Annotated in this window: 24 protein-coding genes and 1 pseudogene; 13 read left to right on the top strand and 12 right to left on the bottom strand. The window is 71.4% G+C overall.

Annotated features, from left to right (window positions below; translation table 11 throughout):
- Positions 1-176 precede the first annotated feature (176 nt).
- Together PV796_RS38470 and PV796_RS38465 are read left to right on the top strand one after the other, a co-directional pair.
- The gene (locus tag PV796_RS38470; protein ID WP_274918446.1) at positions 177-962 is read left to right on the top strand and encodes a hypothetical protein; all 786 of its coding nucleotides are present in this window, start codon (positions 177-179) and stop codon (positions 960-962) included.
- Between the two features lie 11 nt (positions 963-973).
- The gene (locus tag PV796_RS38465; RefSeq protein ID WP_274918445.1) at positions 974-1228 is read left to right on the top strand and encodes a hypothetical protein; all 255 of its coding nucleotides are present in this window, start codon (positions 974-976) and stop codon (positions 1226-1228) included.
- 196 nt (positions 1229-1424) lie between these two features.
- On the opposite strand, the gene PV796_RS38460 is transcribed toward PV796_RS38465, so the two are convergent.
- A complete protein-coding gene (locus tag PV796_RS38460; RefSeq protein WP_274918444.1) occupies positions 1425-1610 on the bottom strand; it encodes a hypothetical protein in 186 nt (61 codons plus the stop codon).
- Positions 1611-1765: 155 nt separating this feature from the next.
- Entirely contained in the window at positions 1766-2491 is a 726-nt protein-coding gene (locus tag PV796_RS38455) for an SDR family oxidoreductase (RefSeq protein WP_274918442.1), read from the bottom strand.
- 106 nt (positions 2492-2597) lie between these two features.
- On the opposite strand from PV796_RS38455, the gene PV796_RS38450 reads away from it, so the two are divergent.
- The gene (locus PV796_RS38450; RefSeq protein WP_274918441.1) at positions 2598-3446 is read left to right on the top strand and encodes a LysR family transcriptional regulator; all 849 of its coding nucleotides are present in this window, start codon (positions 2598-2600) and stop codon (positions 3444-3446) included.
- A gap of 165 nt (positions 3447-3611) precedes the next feature.
- On the opposite strand, the gene eno is transcribed toward PV796_RS38450, so the two are convergent.
- Positions 3612-4910, bottom strand: coding sequence for a phosphopyruvate hydratase (gene eno, locus PV796_RS38445; RefSeq protein WP_274918440.1), 1299 nt, complete (start codon positions 4908-4910; stop codon positions 3612-3614).
- A gap of 145 nt (positions 4911-5055) precedes the next feature.
- Here eno and PV796_RS38440 point away from each other — a divergent pair, with 145 nt between their 5' ends.
- On the top strand, positions 5056-5499 hold the full coding sequence (locus PV796_RS38440) for a MarR family winged helix-turn-helix transcriptional regulator (protein ID WP_274918439.1): 444 nt from the start codon (positions 5056-5058) through the stop codon (positions 5497-5499).
- Positions 5500-5609: 110 nt separating this feature from the next.
- Here PV796_RS38440 and PV796_RS38435 read toward each other — a convergent pair whose 3' ends face one another.
- On the bottom strand, positions 5610-6122 hold the full coding sequence (locus PV796_RS38435; RefSeq protein ID WP_274918438.1) for a MarR family winged helix-turn-helix transcriptional regulator: 513 nt from the start codon (positions 6120-6122) through the stop codon (positions 5610-5612).
- 132 nt (positions 6123-6254) lie between these two features.
- Here PV796_RS38435 and PV796_RS38430 point away from each other — a divergent pair, with 132 nt between their 5' ends.
- The 6 genes from PV796_RS38430 to PV796_RS38405 all read left to right on the top strand — a co-directional run bounded on the left by PV796_RS38430 (position 6255) and on the right by PV796_RS38405 (position 14488).
- A complete protein-coding gene (locus tag PV796_RS38430) occupies positions 6255-6665 on the top strand; it encodes a hypothetical protein (RefSeq protein WP_274918437.1) in 411 nt (136 codons plus the stop codon).
- Positions 6662-8176 (top strand): FAD-dependent monooxygenase, encoded by a 1515-nt coding sequence (locus tag PV796_RS38425; protein ID WP_274918435.1) that lies wholly within the window; start codon positions 6662-6664, stop codon positions 8174-8176. The genes PV796_RS38430 and PV796_RS38425 overlap by 4 nt, the downstream gene beginning before the upstream one ends.
- A gap of 186 nt (positions 8177-8362) precedes the next feature.
- On the top strand, positions 8363-10903 hold the full coding sequence (locus PV796_RS38420; protein WP_274918434.1) for a sensor histidine kinase: 2541 nt from the start codon (positions 8363-8365) through the stop codon (positions 10901-10903).
- Between the two features lie 89 nt (positions 10904-10992).
- The gene (locus PV796_RS38415) at positions 10993-11406 is read left to right on the top strand and encodes a DUF3592 domain-containing protein (protein WP_274918433.1); all 414 of its coding nucleotides are present in this window, start codon (positions 10993-10995) and stop codon (positions 11404-11406) included.
- Positions 11407-11777: 371 nt separating this feature from the next.
- Positions 11778-12587, top strand: a complete 810-nt coding sequence (locus PV796_RS38410; RefSeq protein WP_274918432.1) for an SDR family NAD(P)-dependent oxidoreductase — start codon at positions 11778-11780, stop codon at positions 12585-12587.
- A 332-nt stretch (positions 12588-12919) separates the two neighbouring features.
- Positions 12920-14488 carry a Na+/H+ antiporter gene (locus tag PV796_RS38405; protein WP_274918431.1) on the top strand — a complete coding sequence of 523 codons (1569 nt, stop codon included), beginning with the start codon at positions 12920-12922 and terminating at the stop codon, positions 14486-14488.
- Positions 14489-14701: 213 nt separating this feature from the next.
- On the opposite strand, the gene PV796_RS38400 is transcribed toward PV796_RS38405, so the two are convergent.
- On the bottom strand, positions 14702-15475 hold the full coding sequence (locus PV796_RS38400) for a class I SAM-dependent methyltransferase (RefSeq protein WP_274918429.1): 774 nt from the start codon (positions 15473-15475) through the stop codon (positions 14702-14704).
- A 546-nt stretch (positions 15476-16021) separates the two neighbouring features.
- On the opposite strand from PV796_RS38400, the gene PV796_RS38390 reads away from it, so the two are divergent.
- Both PV796_RS38390 and PV796_RS38385 read left to right on the top strand, forming a co-directional pair.
- Positions 16022-17059, top strand: a complete 1038-nt coding sequence (locus PV796_RS38390) for a Gfo/Idh/MocA family protein (RefSeq protein WP_274918425.1) — start codon at positions 16022-16024, stop codon at positions 17057-17059.
- Positions 17056-18069, top strand: a complete 1014-nt coding sequence (locus tag PV796_RS38385) for a Gfo/Idh/MocA family protein (RefSeq protein WP_274918424.1) — start codon at positions 17056-17058, stop codon at positions 18067-18069. Before PV796_RS38390 ends, PV796_RS38385 begins: the two co-directional genes overlap by 4 nt.
- A gap of 95 nt (positions 18070-18164) precedes the next feature.
- Here PV796_RS38385 and PV796_RS38380 read toward each other — a convergent pair whose 3' ends face one another.
- Both PV796_RS38380 and PV796_RS38375 read right to left on the bottom strand, forming a co-directional pair.
- A complete protein-coding gene (locus PV796_RS38380; RefSeq protein WP_274918422.1) occupies positions 18165-18353 on the bottom strand; it encodes a DUF397 domain-containing protein in 189 nt (62 codons plus the stop codon).
- Positions 18350-19189, bottom strand: a complete 840-nt coding sequence (locus tag PV796_RS38375; protein ID WP_274918421.1) for a helix-turn-helix domain-containing protein — start codon at positions 19187-19189, stop codon at positions 18350-18352. The genes PV796_RS38380 and PV796_RS38375 overlap by 4 nt, the downstream gene beginning before the upstream one ends.
- Before the next feature lie 1013 nt (positions 19190-20202).
- Between PV796_RS38375 and PV796_RS38370 the strand changes: the two are divergent.
- Positions 20203-20622 (top strand): annotated as a pseudogene (locus PV796_RS38370) (amino acid permease); the annotation flags it as partial.
- 216 nt (positions 20623-20838) lie between these two features.
- Here the strand turns inward: PV796_RS38370 and PV796_RS38365 are convergent.
- From PV796_RS38365 to PV796_RS38345, 5 genes are all read right to left on the bottom strand, one after another.
- The gene (locus tag PV796_RS38365) at positions 20839-21279 is read right to left on the bottom strand and encodes an LPXTG cell wall anchor domain-containing protein (RefSeq protein WP_274918419.1); all 441 of its coding nucleotides are present in this window, start codon (positions 21277-21279) and stop codon (positions 20839-20841) included.
- Positions 21276-21632: a hypothetical protein gene (locus PV796_RS38360; protein WP_274918417.1), complete on the bottom strand. Its 357-nt coding sequence runs from the start codon at positions 21630-21632 to the stop codon at positions 21276-21278. Before PV796_RS38360 ends, PV796_RS38365 begins: the two co-directional genes overlap by 4 nt.
- 848 nt (positions 21633-22480) lie before the next feature.
- Positions 22481-22930: a hypothetical protein gene (locus PV796_RS38355; protein ID WP_274918415.1), complete on the bottom strand. Its 450-nt coding sequence runs from the start codon at positions 22928-22930 to the stop codon at positions 22481-22483.
- Between the two features lie 285 nt (positions 22931-23215).
- A complete protein-coding gene (locus tag PV796_RS38350) occupies positions 23216-24034 on the bottom strand; it encodes a hypothetical protein (protein WP_274918414.1) in 819 nt (272 codons plus the stop codon).
- Between the two features lie 381 nt (positions 24035-24415).
- The gene (locus tag PV796_RS38345; RefSeq protein WP_274918413.1) at positions 24416-26473 is read right to left on the bottom strand and encodes a DUF2264 domain-containing protein; all 2058 of its coding nucleotides are present in this window, start codon (positions 26471-26473) and stop codon (positions 24416-24418) included.
- Positions 26474-26618: the final 145 nt, after the last annotated feature.

The raw sequence follows: 26618 nt of genomic DNA, 5'->3' as shown, positions 1-26618 counted from the left end.
GCCGTCGCGTACGGGCCGGAAGCGGTCCGGCTTTGACGCGGCCTTGACGGGGCGCGGGGCTGGTGGGACGGACGGTGGGCACGCCACGCAGGGTGCGGCGGGCCGGTGCCGGGCGGGGACGGCGTTCCGGCATCCTGGACGCGCGGTGCGGTGTGCTGCGGGAGGAGGCGCCTTCGATGGGCCCGACATACGGTCTGGTGGCGGCGGTCTTCCTGGCCTCGGTGGTCGAGGCGGTGGAGGCGTTGACCATCGTGATGGCGATGGGGATGACCCGTGGTTGGCGGTCCGCCTGGGCCGGTGCCGCGGCGGCCGCCGTGGCGCTCGCCGCCTTCACCGCCGCGGCCGGCTACGCGTTGGCCACCTGGCTGCCGGAGGCGGCGCTCCAGTTGACCGTCGGCACCCTGCTGTTGATCTTCGGGCTCCAGTGGTTGCGCAAGGCGGTGCTGCGCGGCGCCGGCCTCCGGGCCCGCCACGACGAGGAGGCCGCCTTCGCCGCACAGACCTCCGCGGCCCGCGCGGCGGAGCGGACCACCCGCCTCGGGTTGGACTGGTTCGGCTTCACGGTCACCCTCAAGGGCGTCTTCCTGGAGGGCGTGGAGATCGTCTTCATCGTGATCACGTTCGGGACCAGCGCCCGTAACGTGCCGGTGGCGGCCGGCACCGCGGTCATCGCCGCACTCTGCGTGGCCCTCGCCGGATTCGTCGCCCACCGGCCGCTCTCCCGGGTGCCGGAGAACACCCTCAAGTACGCCGTCGGGCTGCTGTTGACCGGCTTCGGCACCTACTGGGCGGTGGCCGGGCTCGGCGTCTTCGCGCCCGACGGACGGGCCCTCGCCTGGTGGGGCCGCGACGGGGCGGTCCCCGTCCTGATCGCGGCCTGGTTCGGCGTCAGTCGACTGCTGATCCGGGCCGCCCCCGCCCTCGCCGCACGCCCCGGTTCGCGCGTCACCGGCCGGGACTGAAGGGAGCCGTCGTGCGCCTCGTCCTCGCCCCGCTCAAGGGGTTCGCCTCCGTGCTCAAGGGATTCGCCCGGTTCTGGTACGCGTTCCTGGTCGGCGACGACTGGAAGATCGCCGCGACCGTGCTGGTGGTCCTGCTGCTCGGTCTGGCCGCGCTGTTCGCCGGCGCCCCGCCCGGCGGGCTGCTGGCCGCGATCCTGGCCCTGCTGCTGATGGCCGGCTTCGCGGGCATGCTACTGGCCGACGCACGGCGCCACAAGGGGAGTTGACCACCCGACCTGATCGCTTCGGCACGCGATCGGCGGCCCGTCGGTTCGCCCCGCGCGCACTGTCCTACGGGTGTCGTCGCCGGTCATGAGGACACCAGCAAGCCCATGCCTCCTTCACCGAACTCGCGGTGAAGGAGGCATGGGCACCAACGGCTCATCCAGGAGAACGCCGGCTCTCGCTGCGGCGCCCCGGACGTCAATCGCCGAGGTCGTCCTGGATGTCGTCCAGCGACTGCTGGCGGCCCTGCTGCTGGCGCTCTTGCTGCTGCTGACGCATCTTGTCCTGCGCCTGCTGGCCGCGCTGTTGGGCCTGCTGCTTGGACTGCTCGGCCTTCTGCCTGGCCTGCTGACCCTTCTTCTGCATGTCGTCCTTCATGCCCATGGGGGTTCGCTCCTTGAGTGGGGTTGAGCCCAGGCTGACACCCGGCTGTAACCGCCGCATCCGGAAACCTCACACTCCGTGATGGCGTCGGTGAACGCCCCCGCCGCTGGCCTCACCAGACACGCCCTGGAAGAACCCGGACGGCCGGGGCTGTCTCACCACGGCGCCTCCCCCGCCTCGTCGAAGAACCGGCCGGTCGGGCCGTCGTCGGGCAAGGTGGCGAGTCGGATCGCGATCGCCGCGCCCTGTTCGGGGGTGCGGACGCCGCTGAAGCCGTTGAGGTCGGTCGCGCAGTAGCCGGGGCACCCGGCGTTGATCAGGATGTTCGTGCCGCGCAGCTCTTTGGCGTACTGGACGGTGACGGCGTTGAGGAACGTCTTCGACGGCGCGTAGGCGACGGAGATGGGACCCGTCTCGGCGCCGGGGGTGGTCTGGCGGGTGAGCGATCCGACGCCGCTGGACACGTTCACGATCCGCGGCGACGCCGAGCGGCGCAGCAACGGCAGCATCGCGTTGGTGACGCGGATGACGCCGATCACGTTCGTCTCCACGACCGCCCGCACCGTCGCGGGGTCCACCGCGGTCGGTTCCTGCGGCCCGCCTCCGGTGATCGCCGCGTTGTTGACGAGTACGTCGAGACGTCCGGTGCGCTCCTCGATCAGGCGGGCGGCGGCCGCCACGCCCGCGTCGTCGGTCACGTCGAGCGGCATCCCGAAGGCATCGACACCGGCCGCGCGCAGCTTCGCCACGGCCGCCTCGCGACGCCGATCGTCCCGGGCACCGACGCCGACGCTCCAGCCGAGGGCGCCAAGGCCGGCCGCGATCTCGTACCCGATGCCCTTGTTCGCGCCGGTGACCAGCGCGGTCGTCTGTTCGTTCATACGGTCAATCCTGAGCGGAGACCCCAAAGAGCCGCCAACACCGATGGGGTGGGCAGCGATACCGCGTGGATATCGATCCTGGTCAGAGCCTGGGTACAGTGACGGCATGGAGACGCGGGAGCTTCGGTACTTCGTCGCCGTCGCCGAGGAACTGCACTTCGGACGGGCCGCGCGGCGGCTGGGTATCGCCCAGCCGCCGCTGTCGCGGGCGATCGGCCAGCTCGAACGGCGGCTCGGGGCAACGCTGTTGGAGCGCACCAGCCGCGGCGTGACCCTCACCGACGCCGGGGCGGTGCTCCTGCGGGAGGGCCGGGCGGCGCTGGATGCGGTCGCGGCCGCCGAGCGCCGCACCCGCCGCGCCGCCCGCACCGCCACCGGACAACCCGCGCTGGTCCTCACCACGAAGGCCGGCGCATCCAACGAACTCCTGGCGAAACTCCTCGACGCCCACGCCGCCGAACCGGGCGCGGTCGCCGTCGAGGTGCTCCTGTGCGGACCCGGCGAGCAGGAACGGCTCCTGCGCGACGGGCGGGCTGATGTGGCGCTGCTGCACCGGCCGTTCGACTCGACGGCCGGGCTCGATGCCGAGGAGCTCTCCACGGAAGGCCAGGTCGTGGTCCTGCCCGCCGGCCATCCCCTCACCGGCCGGCCCCATGTGCGGTTGGCGGAGGTCACCGCGCTCCCGGACCTGCCGCTACCGCGCTGGCCGGGCGCCGACGGCAGGTACCCCGACGGCCCCGGTCCGCAGGTCCGGGATCACACGCAGTTGCTCCAACTGATCGCCCTCGGCCGGGCTTGCGCGGTCCTGCCGGAGTCCTGCCGAGCCCATCTCCGCGACGACCACGCCACCGTGCCGGTGCTCGACGCGCCGAGGGTCACCACGGTCATCGCCTGGCCACCCCACAGCCGCTCCCGGGCCGTCGCCGACCTCGTCCGGGCCGCGATGGGTCTCTGAACGCCTGATCTCTGACTGAGCGTTCGGAGCACCGTGCGTGGATCGCGTGGATTGCATGGATCGCGTGGACAGATGGCGCTGTGGGCACGTACGGCGCATCGGCCGTGAGGGGGCAGCGCGGACCGGAGGCGGCTTCGGAGACGCGCCCGTACCCGCCAGAGTGCCTCAGGTGGCGGACCCGGCGCCGTATCCATACACCGCCGACTCGCCCAACTCCTCCTCGATTCGGATGAGTTGGTTGTACTTGGCGGTGCGGTCCGAGCGGGACAGGGACCCGGTCTTGATCTGGCCGCATCCCGTGGCGACGGCCAGGTCCGCGATGGTCGTGTCCTCCGTCTCGCCGGAACGGTGGGAGATGACCGCCGCCCATCCGGCTCGGCGCGCAGCGCTCACCGTTCCGAGCGCCTCGGTCAGCGTCCCGATCTGGTTGACCTTGACCAGGACCGCGTTCCCCACCCCCGTACGGATGCCCTCCCGCACCAGTGCCTCGTTGGTGCAGAACACGTCATCCCCGGTCAACTGGCACCTGTCCCCGACCCGCGCCGTGAGCTCGCGCCACCCGTCGAGGTCGTCCTCGGCCATCGGGTCCTCCACCGAGACGATCGGGTACGCGTCGATCAACTTGGCGAGGTAGTCGACCTGTTCGGCGGGCGTACGCCGGACGCCCTCCCCCGCGTACGCGTACACGCCGCCCTGGAAGAACTCCGACGACGCGGGATCCATGACGAGGCCGATGTCCGTGCCGGGCCGGTACCCGGCCCGTTCGATCGCGGCCATGACGAAGTCGAGCGCCTCCTCGGCCGTACGCAGCGCGGGCGCGAAGCCGCCCTCGTCGCCGACGCCCGTGGAGTGGCCGGCGGCCAGCAGGTCGCGCCGGAGCGTGTGGAAGACCTCGGAGCCCATCCGGACGGCCTGCGCGAAGGTTCCCGCGCCCACCGGCGCGATCATGAACTCCTGGAAGTCCAGCGGATTGTCGGCGTGGGCACCGCCGTTGACGATGTTCATCATCGGCACCGGAAGCACGCGGGCGTCGGCGCCGCCGAGGTAGCGGTACAGCGGCTGCCGGTGCGAGACGGCGGCGGCCTTCGCGGTGGCGAGAGAGACCCCGAGCAGGGCGTTGGCGCCGAGCCTGGCCTTGGTAGGCGTGCCGTCGAGTGCGATGAGCGCGGCGTCGAGGCCGGCCTGGTCGTCGGCGTCGCGCCCGGCGACGACATCCGCGATCTCGCCCTTCACGTGAGCGACGGCCTGGTCGACGCCCTTGCCGTGCCAACGCTGAGGGTCACCGTCGCGCAGCTCCACCGCTTCGCGGGCGCCGGTGGAGGCGCCGGAGGGGACGGCGGCGCGCCCCAGGGATCCGTCGGCGAGGACGACCTCGGCCTCGACGGTGGGGTTGCCGCGACTGTCGAGGACGGCGCGGGCGGTGACGCCGCGGATGGTGGTCGGCTCAACTGTGCGTACGAGCATGGGAGTTCCTTCCCGTTGTCGCTTTCCGGGCCCCGGCTGCGACGACGCTGGCGCTCGGCCCGACGCGACGAAACTGTACAGCATTGCTGTTCAGTTCTGCTGTTCAGTTCTGCTACACAACGGCGTTTCCGGGGTAAAGTGCCCTATGCCCACCCCGGAATCCGCCACCGTCGCCGCCGAACTGCGTATCGCGATGGGCAAGCTCACCCGGCGCGTGAAGCGCGAGGACCGGATCCCGCACGGGCAGGTCGCCGTGCTCGGAGTCCTGGACCGCGACGGCGCCATGACCACCAGCGATCTCGCGACCGATCAGCGCGTACGCCCGCAGTCGATGGCCCGGGCGGTCGGCCTCCTCCTCGAACAGGGCCTGGTCACCCGCAGGGCCCACCCCACCGACGGCCGCAAGTCCCTGGTCGAGCTGTCGGACGCCGGCCGCGCCGCGCTGGAGGCGGAACGCGGCCGCAGGGCCGGGTGGCTGGCCACGGCCATCGAGGCCGAACTCACCGAAGACGAGCGGGAGATGCTCGCGGGCAGCGCGGCCCTGATGGAGCGACTGGCCGCACGCCAGGGCCGGTACGAGCGATCGTGAGCGCACTCCATTGGCCGGGGCGGCGACGTTGACGGCGACGCCGCCGAAGAAGCCGTAGCCGCGCCCGTCGAAGCGGGTAGCGGCGGACCGAAGGGGCGTTGAGTACGGCGTCAGCCCGTCTCCCCCGCCTCCAGGTCCGCCAGCACGGTGCGCAGGTCGGCGTTGACCCTGCGGCGCCGGTCGGGGGAGAGCGCGGAGAGCATCCGCAGTTCGGTCTCGGTCTTGGTGGCGAAGACCCGCATGGCTCGGCCGCGGCCCTCCTCGGTCAGGGTGACGGTCACCGAGCGCCGGTCGTGGGCGGCGAAGTCACGCAACACCCATCCCTTCGCCTCCAGCCGTCGCACCCGGTTGCTGACGGCGCCGGAGGTGAGCTGCATCTGGCGGGCCAGTTCGCCCGCGGTGAGCCGCCACTCCGCGGCGCGGCTCAAGCAGGCCAGCAGCTCCAGCTCCCACAACTCGATGTCGTGCGAGGCGAGTTCGCGCTTGATCTCCGTCTCCAGCCAGTGGCTGATCCGTCGCAGCCGGTAGGCGAGCGCCTTGGCCTCCAACAGGTCGGGCTCAAAGGTGTCGGCGAGGACCTCCACCATGTCGTCGACATAGTCCGTGCATGGTGTCTGGCGCATCGTCGCTCTCCCGATCCGTGCCCGAAATCCGCTACCCGTGCGAGGGAATAGGATTCATTATATGAACGTTCTCGTAATCTAGGAGCTCGCATCCGGTTCCAGGAGCTCGTATCCAGGAAGGTCAGGAAGCCGATGAGTTCGTCACGACAGCGGGTCGGGGCCGTGGTCACGCTGGCGGGGGTCGCCGCCGTGGTGCCCTCGGTGTGGCAGACGGCCACCCACATCACCGACGAGACGTACCGCGCCCCGGAAGCGCGCCACGGGGAAGGGCACGTCCAGTACCACATGGCGCGTGAGGTGTTGATCTCCGCGGGTTCGGTCGGCGTGCTCGTGCTGGGTGCCCTGGCCGGCCAGAACAGGAGCCGGGCCGTGTGGCGGGGCATGGTCGCCTCGGCCGCCGGGATCGGCGCCGCGCTGTGGTCCGGTGGGCCGACCACGGGTGTGTGGGCCCCCAACCGCAAGGCGTTGCTGATCCACCTCGCTTCCACCACGGGGCTCGGCGTGGGTGTGGCACTCCTGCGCCCGAAGGCGGGGCACCGGTGAGCGCCCAGGTCATCGTCGCGGGCGGCGGGCCCGTCGGGTTGCTGACCGCGGCCCTGCTGGACGCCGCCGGCGTGCGCGTCGAGGTCTTCGAGCGCAACGAAGGCCCGAGCGAGCACTCCAAGGCCACCACCATGCATCCGCGCACATTGGAGGTGCTGGCCACGGTCGAGACGGCCGGCGGGCGCCGGTTGGCGGACGTCCTCGTCGACCACGGCACGCCGCGGCCCAGTGCCCATTTCGCCGTGCTGCCCGACAGGCTCGACTACTCCGGCCTGGACACGCCCTTCCCCATCGTCCTGCTGATCCCCCAGGCCGACACCGAGCGGTTCCTCGCCGACCACCTGCGGTGGCGCGGCGTCCCGGTGCACTACGGGCAGGCGGTGCAGGGGTGGGAGGAGGTTGACGGCGGACTCCGGGTGCGGGCCGGCGACCGGGATCACACCGCCGGCTATCTGGTGGGGGCCGACGGCGCGCACAGCCACGTGCGCAAACTGTCCTCGATCGCGTTCCCGGGCAGGGAGCCGACCGCGGTGGGATTCGTCGCCGACGTCGACCTCGCCAACCCACCCGTTGTGGCAGGGCAGTTGTGGCACCACGACACCGGCTTTGTCAGCACCGTGCCGATGCCGGGCGGTAAGTGGCGTGTGTTCGGCACGGAGGTCGGTGATACGGGGCTGACCGCCGAGGAGGTGCGGCAGCGGCAGTCCGAGCCGTTCGGCCTGGAGGAACTGCGCGCCGCGTTGCGGCGCATCGCCGGCACCGACTTCGGGTTGCGTGCCGCGCCGTGGATCTCCCGGGCCAGCGACAGCACCCGCCGCGCCACGCGGTACCGCTCCGGACGCGTCCTGCTCGCCGGCGACGCGGCCCACGTCCATCTGCCGGCCGGCGGGCAGGGGCTCAACGTGGGGCTCCAGGACGCCATGAACCTCGCCTGGAAGCTGGCGGCCGAGATCCACGGCTGGGCTCCCGCCCACCTGATCGACGGCGCCGGCTCCTACGAGCACGAACGCCAGCACGTGGCGGAGCAGCTCATGGCCAACACCCTGGCACAGGGGGCGCTGATGCACACGTTCACGGCCGGTGGGCAGGCACTGCGCGACCTCGTCAGCGGTCTGATCGGTCGTGGCGGCGACACCGCCGAGGAGCTGGCCGGGTCGCTCTCCGGCCTCAGCGTGAGCTATCCGCAACCCGAGGGCACGCACCCTCTGGTGGGCACCCGGGCGCCGGATCTCCCCCTCGCCGACGGCGGCACGCTCCACCGGGCGCTGCGTCATGACCGTTACCTGCTCGTGGACTTCACGCCGGAAGGCCACTTCGCCGAACTCGGCTCCGCCCGCGTGGAGGTGCGTGCGGCGCCCTCGCCGAGCGGTACGTGGTCCACGCTGTGCGCCGTCCTCGTCCGGCCGGACGGATATCTCGCGCACGCCACCCCGTCCGCCGATCCCCTCGGTCTGGCGGACGCGCTCGCCCAGTGGACCACGGCGGACGGGGCCACCGTGTCGGTGGCGTGATCAGCTGCCGGCTCGCCTCGGATCAGGAGCCGGATCAGGAAAACGTCAACATCGCGCCGTTTCATCGTGTTTCGGCCGGCCCGGTGTGACGATGACGGATAACCCATGTCCGCTCGGCCGCCCGAGGTCCCCTCGCCGAACCAGGCGTCGTGGGGCCGTGCTGGAATGGCGAGGGAGGGACGTTCGGTGGCGCCGAGAGTGGACGCGGCCGAGGTGCCGGGCGATCGGCCGGGGAAGCTGAAGGTCTTCCTCGGTGCCGCGCCGGGGGTCGGCAAGACGTACCGGATGTTGGACGAGGGGCGCCGCCGCCTGAGGCGCGGCACGGATGTGGTGGTGGCGTACGCCGAGTGCCACGGTCGGCGGCACACCGAGGAGATGCTCCACGGGCTGGAGTTGGTGCCGCGGCTGCAACGCACCTACCGCGGTTCGACGTTCACTGAGTTGGACCTCGATGCCGTGCTCGCTCGTCGGCCGGCGGTCGCGCTGGTCGACGAGTTGCCGCACACCAATGTGCCCGGTGGTCGGAACGCCAAGCGCTGGCAGGACATCGACGAGCTGTTGGCCGCCGGGATCGACGTGGTGACCACCGTCAACGTCCAGCACCTGGAGTCGTTGAACGACGTGGTCGAGAAGATCACCGGTGTGCCGCAGCGGGAGACCGTACCCGACGAGGTGGTCCGCCGCGCCGATCAGATCGAGCTGGTGGACATGCCGGCCGAGGCGCTGCGGCGGCGCATGGCGCACGGCAACGTCTACCAGCCGGAGAAGGTCGATGCCGCGCTCGCCCACTACTTCCGCATCGGAAACCTCACGGCCCTACGGGAGTTGGCGCTGCTGTGGGTTGCCGGACGGGTGGACGAGACGCTGCAGAAGTACCGTTCCGAGCACGGCATCGGCACGGTCTGGGAGACCCGGGAGCGGGTGGTGGTGGCGCTCACCGGCGGTCCGGAGGGTGAGACGCTGATCCGTCGCGCGGAGCGGATCGCGGACCGCTCGTCGGGCGGTGACCTGTTGGCCGTCCATGTCGCCCGCAGCGACGGCCTGGCCTATGCCTCCCCGGCGGCGCTCGCCAAACAGCGGGCGCTGGTCGAGAAGCTGGGCGGCAGCTACCACTCGGTGGTCGGTGACCATGTCCCCACCGCGCTGCTGGACTTCGCCCGTGCGGAGAACGCCACCCAGCTCGTGTTGGGCACCAGCCGCCGCAGTTGGTTCTCGCGCCTGGTGGCGCCGCGCGGCATCGGTGAGGACACCGTCGAGCTCTCCGGCGACATCGACGTCCACATGGTCACTCACGAACGGGCCGGCCGCGGCCGCCGGTTGAAGATCCCCGGCCGGCAGCTGCCGCACGCCCGCCGGATCGCCGGGCCGGTCGCCGGCCTGGTCCTCCCCGTCCTGCTGACCGTCATGCTCACCCACATGCGCGGCACCCTCAACCTCAGCAGCGAGGCGCTGCTCTTCCTGATCAGCGTCGTCGGCGTGGCCTGCCTCGGCGGTGTGGCCTCCGCGCTGTTGGCCTCGCTCACCGCCTCCCTGCTGCTGAACTACTACTTCATCCCGCCGACGGACGAGTTCACCATCACCGAGCCCAACAACGCGCTGGCGCTGGTGGTGTTCGCGCTCGTCGCCGTCACCGTCGCCGCCCTGGTGGACCGTTCGCTGCGGCTGTCGCGGCGCGCCGCCAGTGCCACCGCGGAGGCGGAGACCCTCTCGTCGATGGCCGGGAACATCCTGCGCGGCGATCAGGGGGTGTCGGTGCTGCTGGACCGTACCCGCGAGGCGTTCGGCATGGAGTCCGCGGAGCTCGTCCCGCGCACCGATCCGGAGACCGAGGTGGACGTGGAGGACGCCGACCTGGTGAAGGTGCCGGCCGGGCCGGACCGGTCCCTGATCCTCCGCGGTCGCCGGCTGCCGGCCTCCGAGCACCGGGTGTTGACCGCCTTCGCCGCCCATCTCGCGGCCGCGCTCGACCACGCCCGTCTCATGGAGGCCGCGGCCGAGGTCGAACCGGTCAAGGCGGCCGACCGGTTGCGCACCGCGCTGCTGGCCGCGGTCAGTCACGACCTGCGGACCCCGCTGGCCAGTGGGCGGGCCGCGATCAGTTCGTTGCGCAGCACGGATGTGGACTTCTCCGACGCGGAGCGGAACGAGTTGCTGGCCACCGCCGAGGAATCGCTCATCGAGCTCAACCGCCTGGTCGACAACCTCCTGGACATGAGTCGGCTCCGTGCCGGCGCGTTGACGCTGCATCTGCAACCGACCGCGTTCGCCGATGTGTTGCCGCTGGCGCTGTCGACGCTGGCCGCGGCGCCGGTGCGGGTCGAGTCGCGGGGGTTGGCCGAGGTCCGCGATGTGCTGGCCGATCCGCCGCTGTTGGAGCGGGTCCTCGCCAACCTCGTCACCAACGCGGTGCGGCACTCCGGTTCGGCGGAGCGGGTGTTGATCACCGCCAGCGCGCTGGGCTCCCGGGTCGAATTGCGGGTCATCGACCAGGGGCCCGGGTTGCGCCCGGAGGACCGGGACCGGATCTTCGTGCCGTTCCAGCGGCTCGGCGATCGCGACAACACCAGCGGTCTGGGGCTGGGCCTGGCGCTCTCCCGCGGCCTGGCCGAGGCGATGGGCGGCACGCTCGACCCCGAGGACACTCCCGGAGGCGGGCTCACCATGGTCCTCTCGCTGCGGGCCGCGGCCGCCGAGGAGGCGAGGGAGCGGGCGGTGGAGGGCGCCTAGCCCCGACCCGGGGCGGGGGCGGGGGCGGGGGCGGGGGCGGGGGAACGGAACGGAACGCCAGGCGGAGGAAGGCCGGAAGGAGGCGCGCGGTGGATGGGGTGGCGGTGCTGGCGGTGTTCGCCGCGTTCGGGGGCGCGCTCGCCCTGCTCGCCGGTGTGTACGGGCTGCGGCAGGTGCGCCGGGTGCAGCGGACGGGCGTGTGCGTGCTGGCGCTGGTCATGCAGGCACCGGGCAGGGGCGCCGAAGAGCCGGTGCGGCCGCGCCCGTTGCTCCAGTTCGTGACGGACGACGAGCGGGTCATGGAGGTGGTCTGCCCCGTCGCGTCGACGTCCCGCCGTCCGCTGGCCGACGGTGACCGGGTGCTCCTCCACTACGACCCCGCCGATCCGCGATCGGTCGTCGTCCGGAACCGCGAACGCCTGGGCATGGAGCGCGCGTTCATCGCCGCCGGCGGGACCGTCCTGCTGCTCGCGCTGGGGCTGCTGGCCGTCGTGGCACTCTGACCACCGCGCCGGCCGGTCGGCGTCTTCCGCCCGCCGCACCGCAGGTCATCAGGGCTGCGTCAAGAGGGAGCGGGGGTGCTTGCGGCCGTGCCCGGCCCGGCATTTGATGGTGGCGTGAACAGCGCCTGGCTCCTTCTCGACCGTCCGCCTCATCCGGCGGCCCCGCGTCGTGCGCCGCGCTGCCCGGAGGGCTCTGCCTCCCGCTGAGCCGTCGTCCGGATCCTCACGGGGCGTCACGATCCGCTCGGGCGCCCCGTTTCCGTGCTTCCGCACGTCCGTGCCCGTGCCTCCTCGCCCGTTGGGGCAGCGACTTCGGCGTACCCGGGCGCGGCGCATCCGTCCCTTCCTCCATCCCAACCCAGACAGGAATCATGCCCGCCTTCGACCTTTCCTCCCGTACCGTCCTGGTCACCGGAGCCACCTCCGGCATCGGCTACGAGATCGCCCGGCAGCTCGCCGAACGCGGCGCGACCGTGCTGCTGCACGGTCGGACCCTCGACGAGGCCCTGGCGGCGGCCGATGCGCTCGTCGCCACGGCGGGCCTAGACGCCGCCCGACTCATCGGCCTCGGCGCGGACTTCGCACGCCTGGAGGAGGTCGAGGCGCTGGCCCGGCGGGTCGTCGCCGACCATCCGCACCTGGACGTGCTGGTCAACAACGCGGCCACCGCGGCGCCCGAGCGCCACACCCTCACCGCCGACGGCAACGAACTCGCCTTCCAGGTCAACTTCCTCGCCCACTACCTGCTGACCTGCCTGCTGGAGCCGGCGCTCACCAGCGAGGCCGGCGGCCGCGTGGTCAACGTCTCCTCCTCGCTGCACCGCACCGCCTCCATCCAGTGGAGCGACCCGCAGCGGGCCCGCCGCTACTCCCGGCTCGCCGCCTACGCCCAGTCCCAACTCGCCCTCACCGTCTTCGCCGCCGACCCGCGCGTCGCGGCCGTCTCCGTCCACCCGGGCATCTGCGAGACCGGCCTGCTGCCGCTCTACGGCGTCGAGGGCGGCCCGGCGGCGGAGGGCGCGGCCCATGTGGTCCGGCTCTGCGACCCGGCCGTCGAGATCGTCAACGGCGCCTACTACGACCGCGATCAGCGCGTCGACCCGGCCCCCGTCGCCACCGAGGACCGCACCGTCAAGCGCCTCAACAAGCTGGCCGACGAGCTCGTCGCCCACCACGCCTGACTGCCACTCCCGCACCAGACCCCAACACACCGGAAGGACCCGTCGTACCGATGTCCAAGCGCGCCCGGAAGAAGAGAGCCCGCCGCAAGAAGAACTCCAACCACGGAGGCAAGGCCGGGCAGGGCTGAGGCCGAAGTGGCGGGGCCCCGGGGCGGATTGCCGTCCCGGGGCCCCGCCATGACGTCCCCTCAATCGCGGCCGCGCATACGGACACGTGGCGCGTAGGAACTGTGGCAGAGACCCGATAAAACCCGATAGGTTTCCTTGCGGGGTGCCGGGAAGTCTGGTCGGCGGCGGTTCCATGACGGCCGAAGTCACCGAGAGACGAGCACGTGACCGAACTTACTGCCATCCTGCTCCTCGTCGGATTCGCCACCCTGGTGGCCACCGGCGCCCGCCACTGGCGCATCCCCGCCCCCTCGTTGCTGGTCGTCGGCGGGGTGCTCATCGGCCTGTTGCCCTGGCTACGGGACATCCAGGTGGCGCCCGAAGTGATCAGCGTGGTGGTGCTACCGCCGCTGCTGTACGCGTCCGCCGAGGACATCCCGTGGCGCGAACTGCGGCTGGTGTGGCGGCCGGTGACCGTTCTCGCCTTCGGACTGGTACTGGCCAGCGCGGCGGCGGTGGGCGTGGTGGCCTCCGCGGTCACGCCGCTCTCCCCCACCATGGCGTTCGTGCTGGGCGCGGTGCTGGCCAGCACCGACCCGGTCGCCGTGACCGCCCTCGGCCGCAAGATCGCGCTGCCGCCGCGGATACAGGTGATGGTCCAGTCCGAGAGCCTCTTCAACGACGCCACCAGCCTGGTGCTCTTCAAGGTCGCGGTGGGCACGGCGGTCGCCGCGAACGCGGTCACGCTGCCCTCGGCCGGCGGCCAGTTCCTGCTGTTGGGCGGCGGCGGGGCGCTGGTCGGCGGCGCGGTCGCGGGCATGGTCGCGCTGATCCGGCGGCGGACCGAGGACCCGATACTGGAGACGGTGATCGCCCTCGTCACCCCGTACGCCGCGTACGTGCTCGCCGAGGACCTGCACACCTCGGGCGTCACCGCGGTGGTGGTCGCGGGGGTGGTGCTCGGCAGCACGGGCCACCGGCTCACCAACGCCACCATCCGCCTCCAGGTGCACGCCGTCTACGGCACCGTGGTCTTCCTCCTGGAAAGCGTCGTCTTCGCCCTGATCGGGCTGGAACTGCCGCCGCTCGTGCGCCAGTTGACGCCGGACGAACGGTCCTGGCCGCTGGGGCTGCTCGCGGTGGCCGGCACGGTGCTCGCCGTCCGGCTCCTCGGGGTCCTGCCGCTGTCCGCCATCATGCAGCGGCGCCGCGGCAACGGCGCGGTCACCTGGCGCATCCCCGCGGTGGTGTCCTGGGCCGGCACCCGCGGCGTGATGCCGCTGGCCGCCGCGCTGTCCATCCCGCTGACCGCCGACGGCGGCGGCCCGTTGCCGCACCGCCCGTTGGTCCTCGTCCTCACCACCGGCGTGGTCGTCTTCACCCTCGTCCTCCAGGGCTTCACCCTGGCGCCGGTCGTGCGCTGGTCCGGGATCGCGCTGGAACCGGAACACACCGCCCGGGAGGAGGCCCGCGCCCGCGCCGGTCTCGCCAAGGCGGGCCTGAGCTGCCTGGACGACCTCGAATCGGCCGAGGCCGCGCCCACACCGGTCATAGACCAGCTACGCCGCGGCCTCCTGGCCCGACTCGACCAGGCCGACGCCGACCAGGACGACGACGCCACCTCGACCCAGTGGACCTCCGCCGCCACCTACCGCGAGCTGCGCCGCACCGTGATAGCGGCCGAATCCGCCCAACTCCACCGGCTGTACGCGGACAACCACATCAGCGACACCACGCGCCGCAGACTCCAACGCGGCCTGGACCTCGAAGAGGCGGGGTTGGGGGATGACTAGGGCGCTTCTGACGGATCTCCCCGCCGGGACTCGCATGCCGGACGACAGGCCCGCGTCGTGATCGGACACGAGCAACTCCGCCGGGCGTCCCGCGCGCCGACGCAGCACAGCGGCGGCGACACGGATACGCACCGTCAACTCAAGCCACCCGCAGCGTAGTTGTTGCCTCCCCGCGATCACGAGGGACCCCACGATCGAGGAGGCGGCTCCCGGCTAGTCGTCCGAGCCGGTGGCCGAAGGCGGCACCTCGACAACGAAGAACAGGAAGCAGGGTTTGGCCGAAAGGTCGCGGAAGCCGTCGGGGAAGAGTTCACGGGCGGCCGGGTCGGGCCGCGGCTCGCTGATGGTGGAGAGGCGGAAGCCCGCGGTGGTGAAGGCATCGATCATCGCGTGCAACGGCTTGCGCCAGAACTTCATCGAGACGGTCTGCCCGCCGAACGTCCAGTCAAAGGTATAGCTGGTGGTCGCGAAGTAGTCGGGCCGAGGTTCCTGGATCGTGTAGGCCACGATCGGGTGGTCCACCGACGCGAACAGCCGGCCGCCGGGCCTGAGCACGCGCCGCAACTCGGCCAACGTCGGCCCCCAGTCCTCCAGGTAGTGCAGGACCAGCGAAGAGACCACGTCGTCGAAGGCACCATCGTCGAAGGGCAAGCGGTCGCGAAGGTCGACCTGGTGCAGGTCCGCATCCTCACCGAGCCGTCGCTTGGCCAGTGCCAACATCCCGGCGCTGGCGTCGATGCCACTGACGACGGCGCCGCGGTCGCGCAGTGCTGCGGACACGGGGCCGGAGCCGCAGCCGGCGTCCAGGATGCGGCGGCCGGCCACGTCTCCGGCGAGGTCCAGCATCGCGGGCCGCGCGTAGTACGCATTCACGAGGCTGCACTCGTTCTCCGCCGAGTACGCCTCGGCGAAACTGTCGTAGTCATTCACCCGGGCCGGATCCGCAGACCGGTCGAGGCGTTCGGGCACTTCGGTTGCGCGTTCCATCGCCGCAGCCTAATTAACCTTGGGTCACAGGAACCGCCGGATGAGCCCTCTTTCGCCGCCCCGGCCCCTCGACGTCGGATCCAGGAAGGTCCCGGAATCAGAACCGGTCGCGGAACTTGACGCCGGCCACCAACAGCCCGACCAGCGCCACCGCCACCAGCACGCCCACGATGTGCTCCGCGCTCACCACTTCACCGCCGGCACGACCGCACCGTCGCAACCATCCACCACGGGTTTCCTCCTCGTGCGCCGCACCCGATCCGATCCCGGTCCGCCCGGTCTCGGTCTCCGTCCCGGTCCACCGTGGCGGCCGGAGCGACACCGGACGAGCACCGGCGCCACTTCCCTAACGGGATCCGAACGTCGCGGACACTCCTTCGGCCACCGGGCCGGGAGGCGCCCCGCACACGGGTCGTGTGCTGCCCGGCGCGGGAGGCTTGCGGCGCCCCGCTGCCCCGCGTCGAGGCGGCCGAAGGAACCGAGGAACCGTCATTCCGGCCGACTGGCACAATCGATCTTGACGTAGAGAGAAAGGCACGAACCTCGATGTCACCGCTTCACATCGGCCTGCTCGGCGCGGGTGCCATCGCCCGTTCCCACCTCGATGGCTGGCTGGAACTGGGCGCCACCGTCAGCGTGCACAGCCGCGGCGACTCGGCGGAGAAGCTCGCCGCCGAGTACGCCGCGCTCGGCCACGACGTCACCGCCACCACGCTCGACGAACTCCTCGCCCGCTGCCGCGCCGTCGACCTCTGCACGCCCACCGCCACCCACAAGGACCTGGCCCTCACCGCGATCGCCGCGGGCAAACACGTCGTGTGCGAGAAACCGTTAGCCCTGACGGTGGCGGACGCACGGGAGATGGTCGCCGCCGCCGAGGCAGCGGGCGTTCGCCTCCAACCGGCCCACGTCGTGCGCTACTTCCCCGCGTACGCCGCCATGCGACAGACGGTGCACCAGCGCGAGCTCGGCGACCTCGCCGTGCTGCGCTTCACCCGGAGCAGCGCGAGGCCGCGTTGGGCCCCCTGGCTCGGCGACCCCGCCCAATCCGGCGGCGTCCTCATGGACTTCATGCTGCACGACCTCGACATCGCGCGCTGGACCGCGGGGGACGTGGTCCGCGTGCACGCCCTGACCCGCGGCACCGAGCGCCTCGCGGATGCCCCGGCCGGGCACGGCACGGACACCCCGGCCGAGGTCGTCACCGCCACGGTCGTGCTCACCCACGCCTCCGGCGCCCTCACCCACGTCTCCGGTCTGTGGGGGCTGCCCAGCCAGCCGTTCCGCACCACGTTCCACATCGCCGGGTCCGACGGGGTGCTGCGCCACGACTCCGCCGCCGCGCCCGGCTTCCGCATCACCGCGCAGGACGCCCGCGCCGCGCAGGACGGCATCCCGTCCACGCCCATGACGGAGAGCCCCTACCTCAGCCAACTGCGCGAGTTCGCCGCGGCATGGGACGACGCCACGGTGACGCCCCGCGTCACCGCCCAGGACGGTGTCGAGGCCGTGCGTCTCGCGTGCGCCGCCATCGAGTCCAGCCGCACCGGCCGCGCCGTCGAGCTCAAGGAGGTCACGCGATGAAGGTCGCCGTCCTGTCGTTCGCCCACGTCCACGCGGCCACGTACCTGGAGTTGCTGCGGGACATGCCCGGTGTGGCGGTCCTCGCCAGCGACCCGGACACCGCGGGTGCCGCGCCCGGTGAGGTGCGCGGCAGCGATCTCGCCGCCTCGCTCGACGTCCCCTACGCCGCCACGTACGACGACGTCTTCGCCCGGCGGCCGGACGCGGTGATCGTCTGCTCCGAGAACGCCCGGCACCGCCCCCTCGTCGAACTGGCCGCCGCGCACGGCGTGGACGTGCTGTGCGAGAAGCCGCTCGCGACCACCGTGGCCGACGGCGAGGCCATGCTCGCCGCGTGCCGCGCCGCGGGCGTACGCCTCGCGATCGCCCACCCGGTGCGCTTCAGCCCCGCGTACGCGGCCGTCAAGCGGGCCGTGGCCTCCGGCGACGCCGGCCGCGTGCTCACCGTGACCGGCGCCAACAACGGCCACCTGCCCAGCCACATCCGCCGGTGGTTCGCCGACCCCGAACTCGCCGGCGGTGGCGCCCTCATGGACCACACCGTGCACCTCGCCGACCTCCTCGACGACCTGTTCGGGGCCCGCGCCGTCGAGGTGTACGCGCAGACCAACAACCTGCTGTACGAGGGCGAGGCCACCGTCGAGACCGGCGGCCTGGTCACCGTGACGTACGACAACGGCGTCGTGGCCACCATCGACTGCAGTTGGTCCCACCCCCGCTCCCATCATTCCTGGGGCGGCCTGGACATGACCGTCGTCGGCGAGCGGGCGACCCTGGAGATGGACGCCTTCGACCAGAACGTCCACGGCTTCAGCGAACGCCGCGGCACGGGCCTCGAACTGCCCTACGGCACCGACCTGGACGAGCGCATGCTGCGCACGTTCCTCTTCGGGCCGCGCGAGGGCGAGGTGAACGTCTCGGACGCCGAAGGCGGCCTGCGCCTGCTGCAGATCGTGCAGGCCGGTTACGCGTCGGCACGGGCGGGTGTACCGGTCCCGGTGGGCGGCTGACAGCCGGGTGATAGCCGGTGACGCCCCCGTCCCTTCTTCCCTTCCATCCCGCGAAGGGAAGAAGGAACGGGGGCCGTCAGCGTTCTGGCGCCGCCCTACCCCTCCCGCTTCACCCGATCCACGAACGCCGACCACGACGACGCGGGGAAGTTCAGAGCCGGGCCCTGGGGGTCCTTACTGTCACGGACGGGGATGGCACCGCCGAGGTTGGTGGCGACCTCTATGCACTGGCCGCCGTTGCCACTGTAGGAGGACTTGAACCAGCGGGGGGATTCGGACGTCACTGGTAACCCTTTCGAAGCTGATCGATCAAGACCACAGATGCCGCTTGGGAGAGCGCTTCGGCCTGCAACTGATGGTAGGCCGACAGTATCGGCACTACGGAAGCACCATCTCGTTCGAGGTGCCCTCGCTGTGCTGACTCGGCGTAGGACATGATCGACCGATCCGACAGGGTCAGTACCGTCACAGGCAGGCTGAACGGTCGCCGCGCGCCCATGCTGAACGGGGCAATCTGCAGCACGGTGTTCGGCATCTCGGCGAATTTCAGCAGCCGATCAAACTGGGCATCCATGACCGCGGGATCATCGCCCATCGGCCGCCGAACGCAGCTCTCATCAAGTACCGCATGAATCAAGGGCGATGGGGTGCGGACTAACATGGTTTGCCTTCGCGTCACCAGCTCTACTCGTTCTTCGGCTTGTTCAGGTGTGATGGCTTCCCGTCGTACTGCGTCAGCTTCCAGAGTTGCCGCGTACTCAGGTGTCTGCAGCAGACCAGGGACTACGCCGACCTCGTACAGCCCGATCTCCACGGCGCGACCCTCGAAGCTCACGTATTCGGGAAACCCTTCCAACAGGCTGCCGTGTTTGATCTCGCGGTACTCGCGCTCGAATGCGTCTGCTGTACCTACAAGGCCGAGCACCGCGTCCGCGCTACGCGAGAATCGAAGAGTCGCAGACTTCCTCCCTGTTTCAACCGCCGAAATATGGACGCTGGAATACCCCATGCGTTCGGCAAGATCTTCCTGCGTCCAGCCGCGCGCTTCCCGCAGGCTGCGTAGACGTGCCCCGAAAGCCGCCTGAGGCGAGGCCTCCGGGTTCAACTCCTTGCGATTCAAAGGGCGTTCACCAACCTTCCTTCCCTATTTGGAACGTTGAATGGCACCCCGGCTGTACGCCACGCTGAGTCGCCCCGGTAGTGGAACCGCTACGGAGAGACACGGAGGTCTGCTTCATGGCTATGCCAGACGCGCGTAAGGCGAACGAGGTGTGCAAAAGGCTGCACGAAGCCTTGTGTGCCGTCGAGTTGGGCCTGCAACCGCCGGTCGTTGCCGCGATCTTCACCGCTGACGGTGCGCTGGTGGACCAGGTCGTTCCCCGCTGCTGTCGACCGCTCAGGCCGAGAGGCTGTGCAAGATCCTGGAAACGGAGGCGCAGCGGTGAGCGGCAGCACCGAGGACGTGGGCAAGAAGAACGCCGAGAAGAACAGGCAGTCTTCGAAGACCACCGACGCGGGCAAGAACACGAAGCGGACGTGGTAGCAGTGGCCGACTCCTACCGCGATCACTTCCGCGCCCAGAAAGAGCCCGTGACGCTGGGCGAACCCGCCGGACTGAACCCGAACCCAACCGCCGGCTGCAACACGTGCCTGTCCTGGGCGGAGAAGCGTAAGCAGGCGCGTGCTCGTTGCGACTACGCAACGGCCGCCGTTGCCAGCGAGGAGATGTGGCGACACCAGCTTGGAGCGAGGTGCCGTGGCTGAGCCTGAGGAGCGCCGCAGCGACCCGGAAGCGTACGCGCTCCCTGGCATTACATTCATCCCCAAGACCAGAGGGATACCCGTTGCCCCGTGCCCGTCCCCGTGCCAGCTCTGCCGCCGCGAGGGGGCGGTACGAGCGAGATGCGGGGAGGGATACAGCTCGCCGCGTGCGGGGTACTCCGCACGCTGGGGCACTGCCTCCCGCTATGGTGCGGCCGTCGACCCCGTCGCTCCCTCTCCCCCGCCGCCCCTCCCCACTCAGCAACGGCACGGCACCACGCCCTCCACTCTCCGTTCGAGGAGCCAGCCACCCATGGGCACCCCTCCCACCCCGCCGCTCCCGATCCCTCCAGCCCTGCCCGTCCCGACGAACTGCCCCGCCGGCTGGGGGTGTTCGACGCCGTGGTGATCGGGCTCGGCTCGATGCTCGGGGCGGGGATCTTCGCCGCGCTGGCGCCGGCCGCGTCGGCCGCCGGCTCCGGGCTGCTGCTGGGACTGCTGGCGGCAGCGGTGGTGGCGTTCTGCAACGCGACGTCCTCGGCGCGACTGGCCGCCCGGTACCCGCGCTCGGGCGGAACCTATGTCTACGGCCGGGAACGCCTCGGGGACTTCTGGGGCAACCTGGCCGGTTGGGCCTTCGTGGTCGGCAAGACCGCCTCCTGCGCCGCGATGGCGCTGACCCTGGGGTCCTATCTGTGGCCCGCCCAGGCCCATGCCGTGGCGGTCGCCGCCGTGGTGACGCTGACCGCGGTGAACTACACGGGAGTTGAGAAGTCCGCCTGGGCCACCCGGTCCCCCTGCTCGGCGCGACCGGCTGCCTGGCACTGGCCTGCGCCCTCCCCCTCACCTCGGTACTCCCAGGTATCGCCGTCCTGGCAGTCGGCGCCGCCGCCTACGCCACCCGCAAGACCCTCACCACACGGCGCTGATGAGCCCCAAATCCCCCTGCCCTCCTCGGTGCGCCCACAGCCCGGCTCGTCACCGCCCCCAGAAGGCAGCGGCGGCAGGTCAGTTGGTGCCCCTGGCCCCACGCTTGCGGCGTACGGCGAAGACCGCCCCGGTGCCCAGCAGTACCGCGGCGCCGCCCGCGAGGGCCAGCGTCTGTTCGGCCGAGGACGTGCCGGTCGTGGCGAGGCTGCCCTCGGCCGCGTCGGGGGTGGACTCCGGCTTGGCCGCGGCATCGCCCTTCGCCGAACCGTTCGCCTCGGGCTTCGCCTTCGGCGCCGGGCGGTCCTTGTCCTCGACCTTGCCCGGCTTGGCCTCGTCGACCTTGCCCGGCTTGCTGCCGGCGGGCAGCACCTCGAAGTCGTAGCGCTTCATCGGCCCGAGCACACAGGGGTTGTACTGATCGGAGGCATCACCCGCGAGAAGGGCCAGAGCTTTCTTCGCCGGGGCCTGCGCCTCGATCGCCATCCGCAACTTCACATCGGTACGGGCACCGGGCTTCATCGACTTGATGGGCGCGATGTGGTCCGTGCCGTGGCCGCGTCCAGCGTGGCCTGGGCCTCCGTGACGGCCTGGTCCGCGGCCGTCTTGGCGGCGTCGGCCGCCTTGGCCACCTTCCGCGCGGCGAGCCGGGCCGCCTTGAGCGGGTGGGTGTCCTGGTTCAGCGCGGCCATAGTGGCCTTCAGCTTCTCCAGCCCGGCCGCCTTGGCGGCCACCGCCTCGTCGTACGCCTGCCGCGCCGCTTCGGCAGACTTCGTCAACTCCGCGTGGGTCGGCCTGTGTTGCTCCTGCGGGGACGGTGACTTGGCGTCGGCGAGGGCGGTGCCCGTGGCAAGCAGAACGCTGGGCGCGGTCACCGCGGCAACGACAACGGCGGACGCGGCGGTACGGCGAAGAAACACTGGAGCCTTTCCTGGTCAGAGAGAAGGACGCCCGCAGCCTGGCACAACGCCGGGGCGTACGGGGCGCCTTGATCGTAAGACCGAAATAAGCCCCAATGAGAGGAAGTTTTGACTTGGGTGAGCGCCCCTTCCCTCAGTCCGGAATGGCAAAGCATGACAATCTCGAACAGTTGCCCCCGTTGTTGCGGTTTCCTCTGTGATCTACCCGACGGGTCGATGGGCCTGTCCGGACTGCGGCGCCGCCTGGTGCAGGCATCAAGGACCGCTCGACGCCTGCACCGTCCGACTAGCGGCGGCGAACACGAGGTGCGACCCGTCAGGAGTCTGGTGCGGGATGGCCTTCGGCGACGCGGCTCTCAGCGGGATCGGTTCGGCGCCGCCTTCTGACGGCGCCGACGAGGGCCCGCAACGCCCGCAGGGCGCCCAGCAATCGGCGCTTGCGCGTTCGCCGGGGGCGGGGGCGCCATACGGCCTGGACTGGGGCGGGAACCGGAGAGGTCGGCACGGGTGCCGACGGGGCGTGCTGGTTGGCAGGCACGGGAGTGGCCTCGGGGTGCGGTGGCGCGGATCTGCCATCGCCTGGTGGCGTAGCGGGGGTTGGGGTTGAGGTACGGGGCTCGGGTCGGGCTGCGGTGCGGGCGGCCTCGGCGCGCACGAGGGCGCCGAGGGCCGCGAAGATGTCGGCGGGCATGCCGGAACTCCTGCGGTGCTGATGTCTTGGAGGCTGAAGTGGCAGGCCGCGACGCCCCGTTGGCCCCTGCCGTGGGCAGGGCGGGATGGAGGTCGTACGCGGCCGGGTCCGCTCAGCAGCGCAGAACGGTCACGCCGGAGGGCGCTCCGGTGACGGCCGGGAGAACGGCCCAGGAAGCAGCGTGTTCGGGCGCGGTCAGGGAACCCAACACCCGGGATTCCCGAACCGCCTTGTCGTTCGGCCCGGTCGGGACGTGGGGGCGCAGATGGCCGGCCGTCGCGTGGGACAGTCGCCGGAAGCCGTTGCCGTGATGGTGCGCCTCGCCTCGCGAGCGAGTCAGCACGTCCGTCGAGGGGTCGCAGGTCCGGTCCGCGGGACCGTTGACGACGCCGGCGGCGGCCTCGGCGGGAGCGGCGCACTTCCCGGCGCCGGGCCACAGCGCGTCGGAGTAGGGGGCGGCCAACGCCGTGAAGAGCAGGGCCAACAGGGCCACGAACACCAGCATGCGGCCGCGGTCGCACCCGGTCGCCGCGGAGCGGCCGGTGCCGGCGGTGTGACGCATGCGGATCTCCCAACGCTCTTCCGCGGAAGGCATGCCCTGAGAGAGAACTGGACATTCGGGAGTCAGATGAACAAGTCGGTTATTCCACTCGTTCCGGCTATGGGTCGTATGCGTGATCCAGCGCGCCCTGGGCGCAGTTCGGGAGGTGGGGGCGCGGGAACCGGGTGGCGGGAAGCCCGTTTCCGCGACCCGCACCCCTGGTGGGCGCGGGCGCTACCGCAGGCGCAGTACCCACCGGGGACACAACGATCCCCGCCAGTCGGCCGGGAGGGATGCAACGCCCCCTCAGTCCTCCGCGCGGGCGCGACCGTAGTGATGCGCGAAGCGCTCCAGCGGCTCACCCTCCGCGTTCCACGGCCAGGGCGTCGCCACGCCGCCGGTGGCGCGCAACGTGTTCGCGGCCTCACCCGGCCGCGCGGCCTTGATCAGCGCGTAGGCCAGCAGGTTCAGGTCGGCGAGCGCCCGCGCGTGGTGGAGGAAGCCGGGGCTCAACCAGTAGTGCGCAGCGTGGTCGAGCACGGTGACGGCGTCATGGCGCCGCCAGAACTCCCCCGCGCCGAGGGCGGTCACTCCGCCGGGAGCCATGGCCCGCTGGTGACTGCGGACGAGCGCGGTGAGTTCCAGGCCGGCCGCGGGGGCGTTCGGCGGCATGGCGCGGACGCTGTCGAGCAGGTCCAGTACCTGACCGCTGGAGCCGCACTCGTCCGGCGAGAGGTACCCCAGGGCCTGGAGGTGGGCCTCCCGGTTCCACGGGTCACGGGCCTTGATCTCCCGCCAGACCGCGGACAGTTCGGTGGACGGCCACCGTTCCAGGCGGAGCGTCGCCAGGTACACCGCCCAGGGCGTGGGGTCGGCGGGCACCAGCTCGGCCGCGAGCCGACAGCTCTCCCGGGTCGCGTTGAGATCGATGTTGGAGCCCTCTTGGCCCGCCTGAAGCAGCTCCGACCAGGCATGCAGCAGCACGGCGGACTGTTTGCGAGGGTTGTGCTCCCGCCATATGCCCGGCAGCGCCCGCCCCGCGGATCCGGCCAGGACGCGGAGGCGGTGTGCCTTGCGGTCCCAGTCCTCGCCGGCGTCGTCCAGGATGTCCGACATCAGGGCCATGACAGCCGTATCGAGCGAACCGCGGTCCCAACAGGTCTCGACGCGTCGCCGGACTCGCCCGAGGGCGACGTCGTCGAGTTCGGGGAGCAAGCGGGGACGGCTGCCTTTGCGGCGTCTGAAGACGGGCATTCCGCGATGGCCTTCCGGAGGAGATGTGAACGGATCGGATTTCCGGGCATCGTACGGGCGAAGGGGCGCCACGCGATCCGCATCCCGCACTCCGAGACGCACCCGATATTCAGGCGCGTAGGTGGTGTCATGTAATGGCATGGGATGGGCGGTTTGCGAGGGGTGTCGCTCCTTCTCCCCGATTGACCTTTGGTTGAGGGTGGGGGCGGGGGTGAGGTTGGGCCGCACGCGGTCGACGCACTCGGGGAAGCCCTACACCGCCCCCGGAACGACCACCGGCCGCTCCCCCGGGGACAGTCGGGCGTACCGCACCGGTCCGGCCAGCCGTTCGCCTCCCACCAACGGCGACCGGGCGGCCTCCTCGCCGAGGGCGAGGAAGACCCAAGTTCCGTCGGGGAAGCGGGCGTTGATCGTCGTCCCGTTGACGTTGCAGCGCACGGCAGGAGGGGCCGGGTCCGCACCGCGGCCGGTGAGGCCGACGAGGGCGACGTGCACGGAGCGGGCCGCGGTGCGGCGGCCGGTGGCGTGCGGAACGGCGGTGTGCCGGCCGAAGGCACTGGTACCTTCGGCGGTCGCCACCGCGAGGTCGGTGTGGCCGGCGAGGGAGACGAACGAGCTGGTGAGGCCGTCGTCCGTGACGGCGGTGGCCCGGCCGTCGGCGGACCGGACGCGAGGGGGCCGCTCCCCCGCGATCTGCCAGCCGCTGTCGTACAGCGGCAGGTGCGGGGGCGCGTCGACCAGGTGGGCGCGCAACTCCCACGCGCCCCAGACCACGCTCGCGGTCTCGATGCGGGCCTCGGCATCCGCACGGCCGCCCCAGGTCGGGCGGTGCCAGGACGCGGCGTAGCGGTCCTGGACGTGCCGGCGGTGGATGCGTGCGCGGCCGGACAGGCCGAGTTCCGGGTGGATGAGCGCCACGTGGTTGTCCGGCTGGGGCCTGTGGTGGGTGACTTGGGTGTGAGCGTTGGCGTGGTACGGGCCGGTGGTCGTGGAGTAGGCGAACCGCGAGTAGTGCGGATCCCCGGCCGTGCCCCCCTGACTGGCGCCGCCATAGCGGTAGCTGCCGTGGTTGTCGCTGCCGTGGTTGATCAGGCGGACGATGCCGTCGGCCCGGGTCGCCGAGAGGAGGAAGCCGGGCGCCGGTAGTGCCTGGACGCGGTCCTCGCGTTCGATGGGCAGCGGTTCCTCGGGGGCGGTCCAGCACGGGTGGTCCGCCGGCAGCAGCAGGCCGAGGAAGGCTTTGGAGAGCCAGTAGGGCGAGCCCGGACCCGAATAGCGCTGCACCATGGGCGGATACGGCCCGTACCAGCCGAGGGTGGCGATCCCCTTCCGGTCGCGGAACCCGTGGTCGGTGAAGTGTCGCAACGCACCGCTGGCCAGGCGCCTGGTCTGGCCCGGGCTGAGCGGCGTCGCGTCGACGAGCGCGCCCAACCAGGGGGCGGTGGCCGCCGCGAAGCGGTAGATGAGCGAGCGGCCCTGGTGCACGGGGGCTCCGTCCGCGCCGAAGAACAGCGCGAAGTCCGCGAGGAACCGTCGCAGGCGCGCCGTGAACAGCGGCAGGCGCTCTGCCCGGTCCGTCGTGTGCGGGTCGGCCATCAGGGCCCACAGGAGCGGGTAGGTGTGCAGGGCCCAGCCGTTGTAGTGGTCGAAGTTGTCCGCGGTGTGGGGATGACCGCCGTCGCGGTACCAGCCGTCGCCGACGTAGAACTCTTCGATCCGCGCGAGGTCGGCGGCCATCTCGACGCGGTCGTGGGGGCCGCCGACGCTCGCCAGGAACTCGCCGACGATCACCCGGAACATATGCCAGTTGTTGTCGGGTATCGCCAGCCCCCACACGCCCTGGAACCATTCAACAGTCCGTTCCTGCACGGAACTTGACAGCTGGTCCCACAGCCACGGTCGCGTCAGATGGAGCCCGAGCGCGAGCGAGCACGCCTCGACGAGCGTCTGGCGGCATGCCCGGTCGAGTGACGGCCACGCTTCGGGGTGTCCCGGATCGGCGCCGGCGCCGATACCCTCGCCGTACGACTGGAGCAGCCCGGCCGGCGCCTCCCCACCGCAGCCGGCGGTGCGGAAGGCCAACAGCAGGAACGTGCGGGCGAAGCCTTCGAGTTGGTCGGAGTCCGTGCCCGACACCGAGGGCCGGCCGGGCAGCACGATGCGCGCGCCGGAGGGAGAGGCGAACCGATGTACGTCCGTGAGGAGTTGGTCGGCGAGGGCCAACCAGTGGGCACGGCCGTATCCCGTGAAGGGCGACAGCGTGCGGTCTTCGGGCGGCAGTTGTGAACCGGCCCGCTGCATGCGCGGCATTCGACTCCTTGGGACGGCGGACCCCCTCTCGTCAGCATGGCCGCCGCGCCGCGAGGGTGACAACCACGCGTGCCTGCCGAGGCGGACCGTCGGGACCCGGCATCACGGCGCACGCCCCGCTTCGTACCGACATCCCCCCGCACAG

This window comes from Streptomyces sp. WZ-12 (genome assembly GCF_028898845.1).
In the GTDB taxonomy this organism is placed as follows: domain Bacteria; phylum Actinomycetota; class Actinomycetes; order Streptomycetales; family Streptomycetaceae; genus Streptomyces.
Note: the sequence above shows the minus strand (reverse complement) of the source record. Positions and strands in the feature narration are given on the sequence as shown.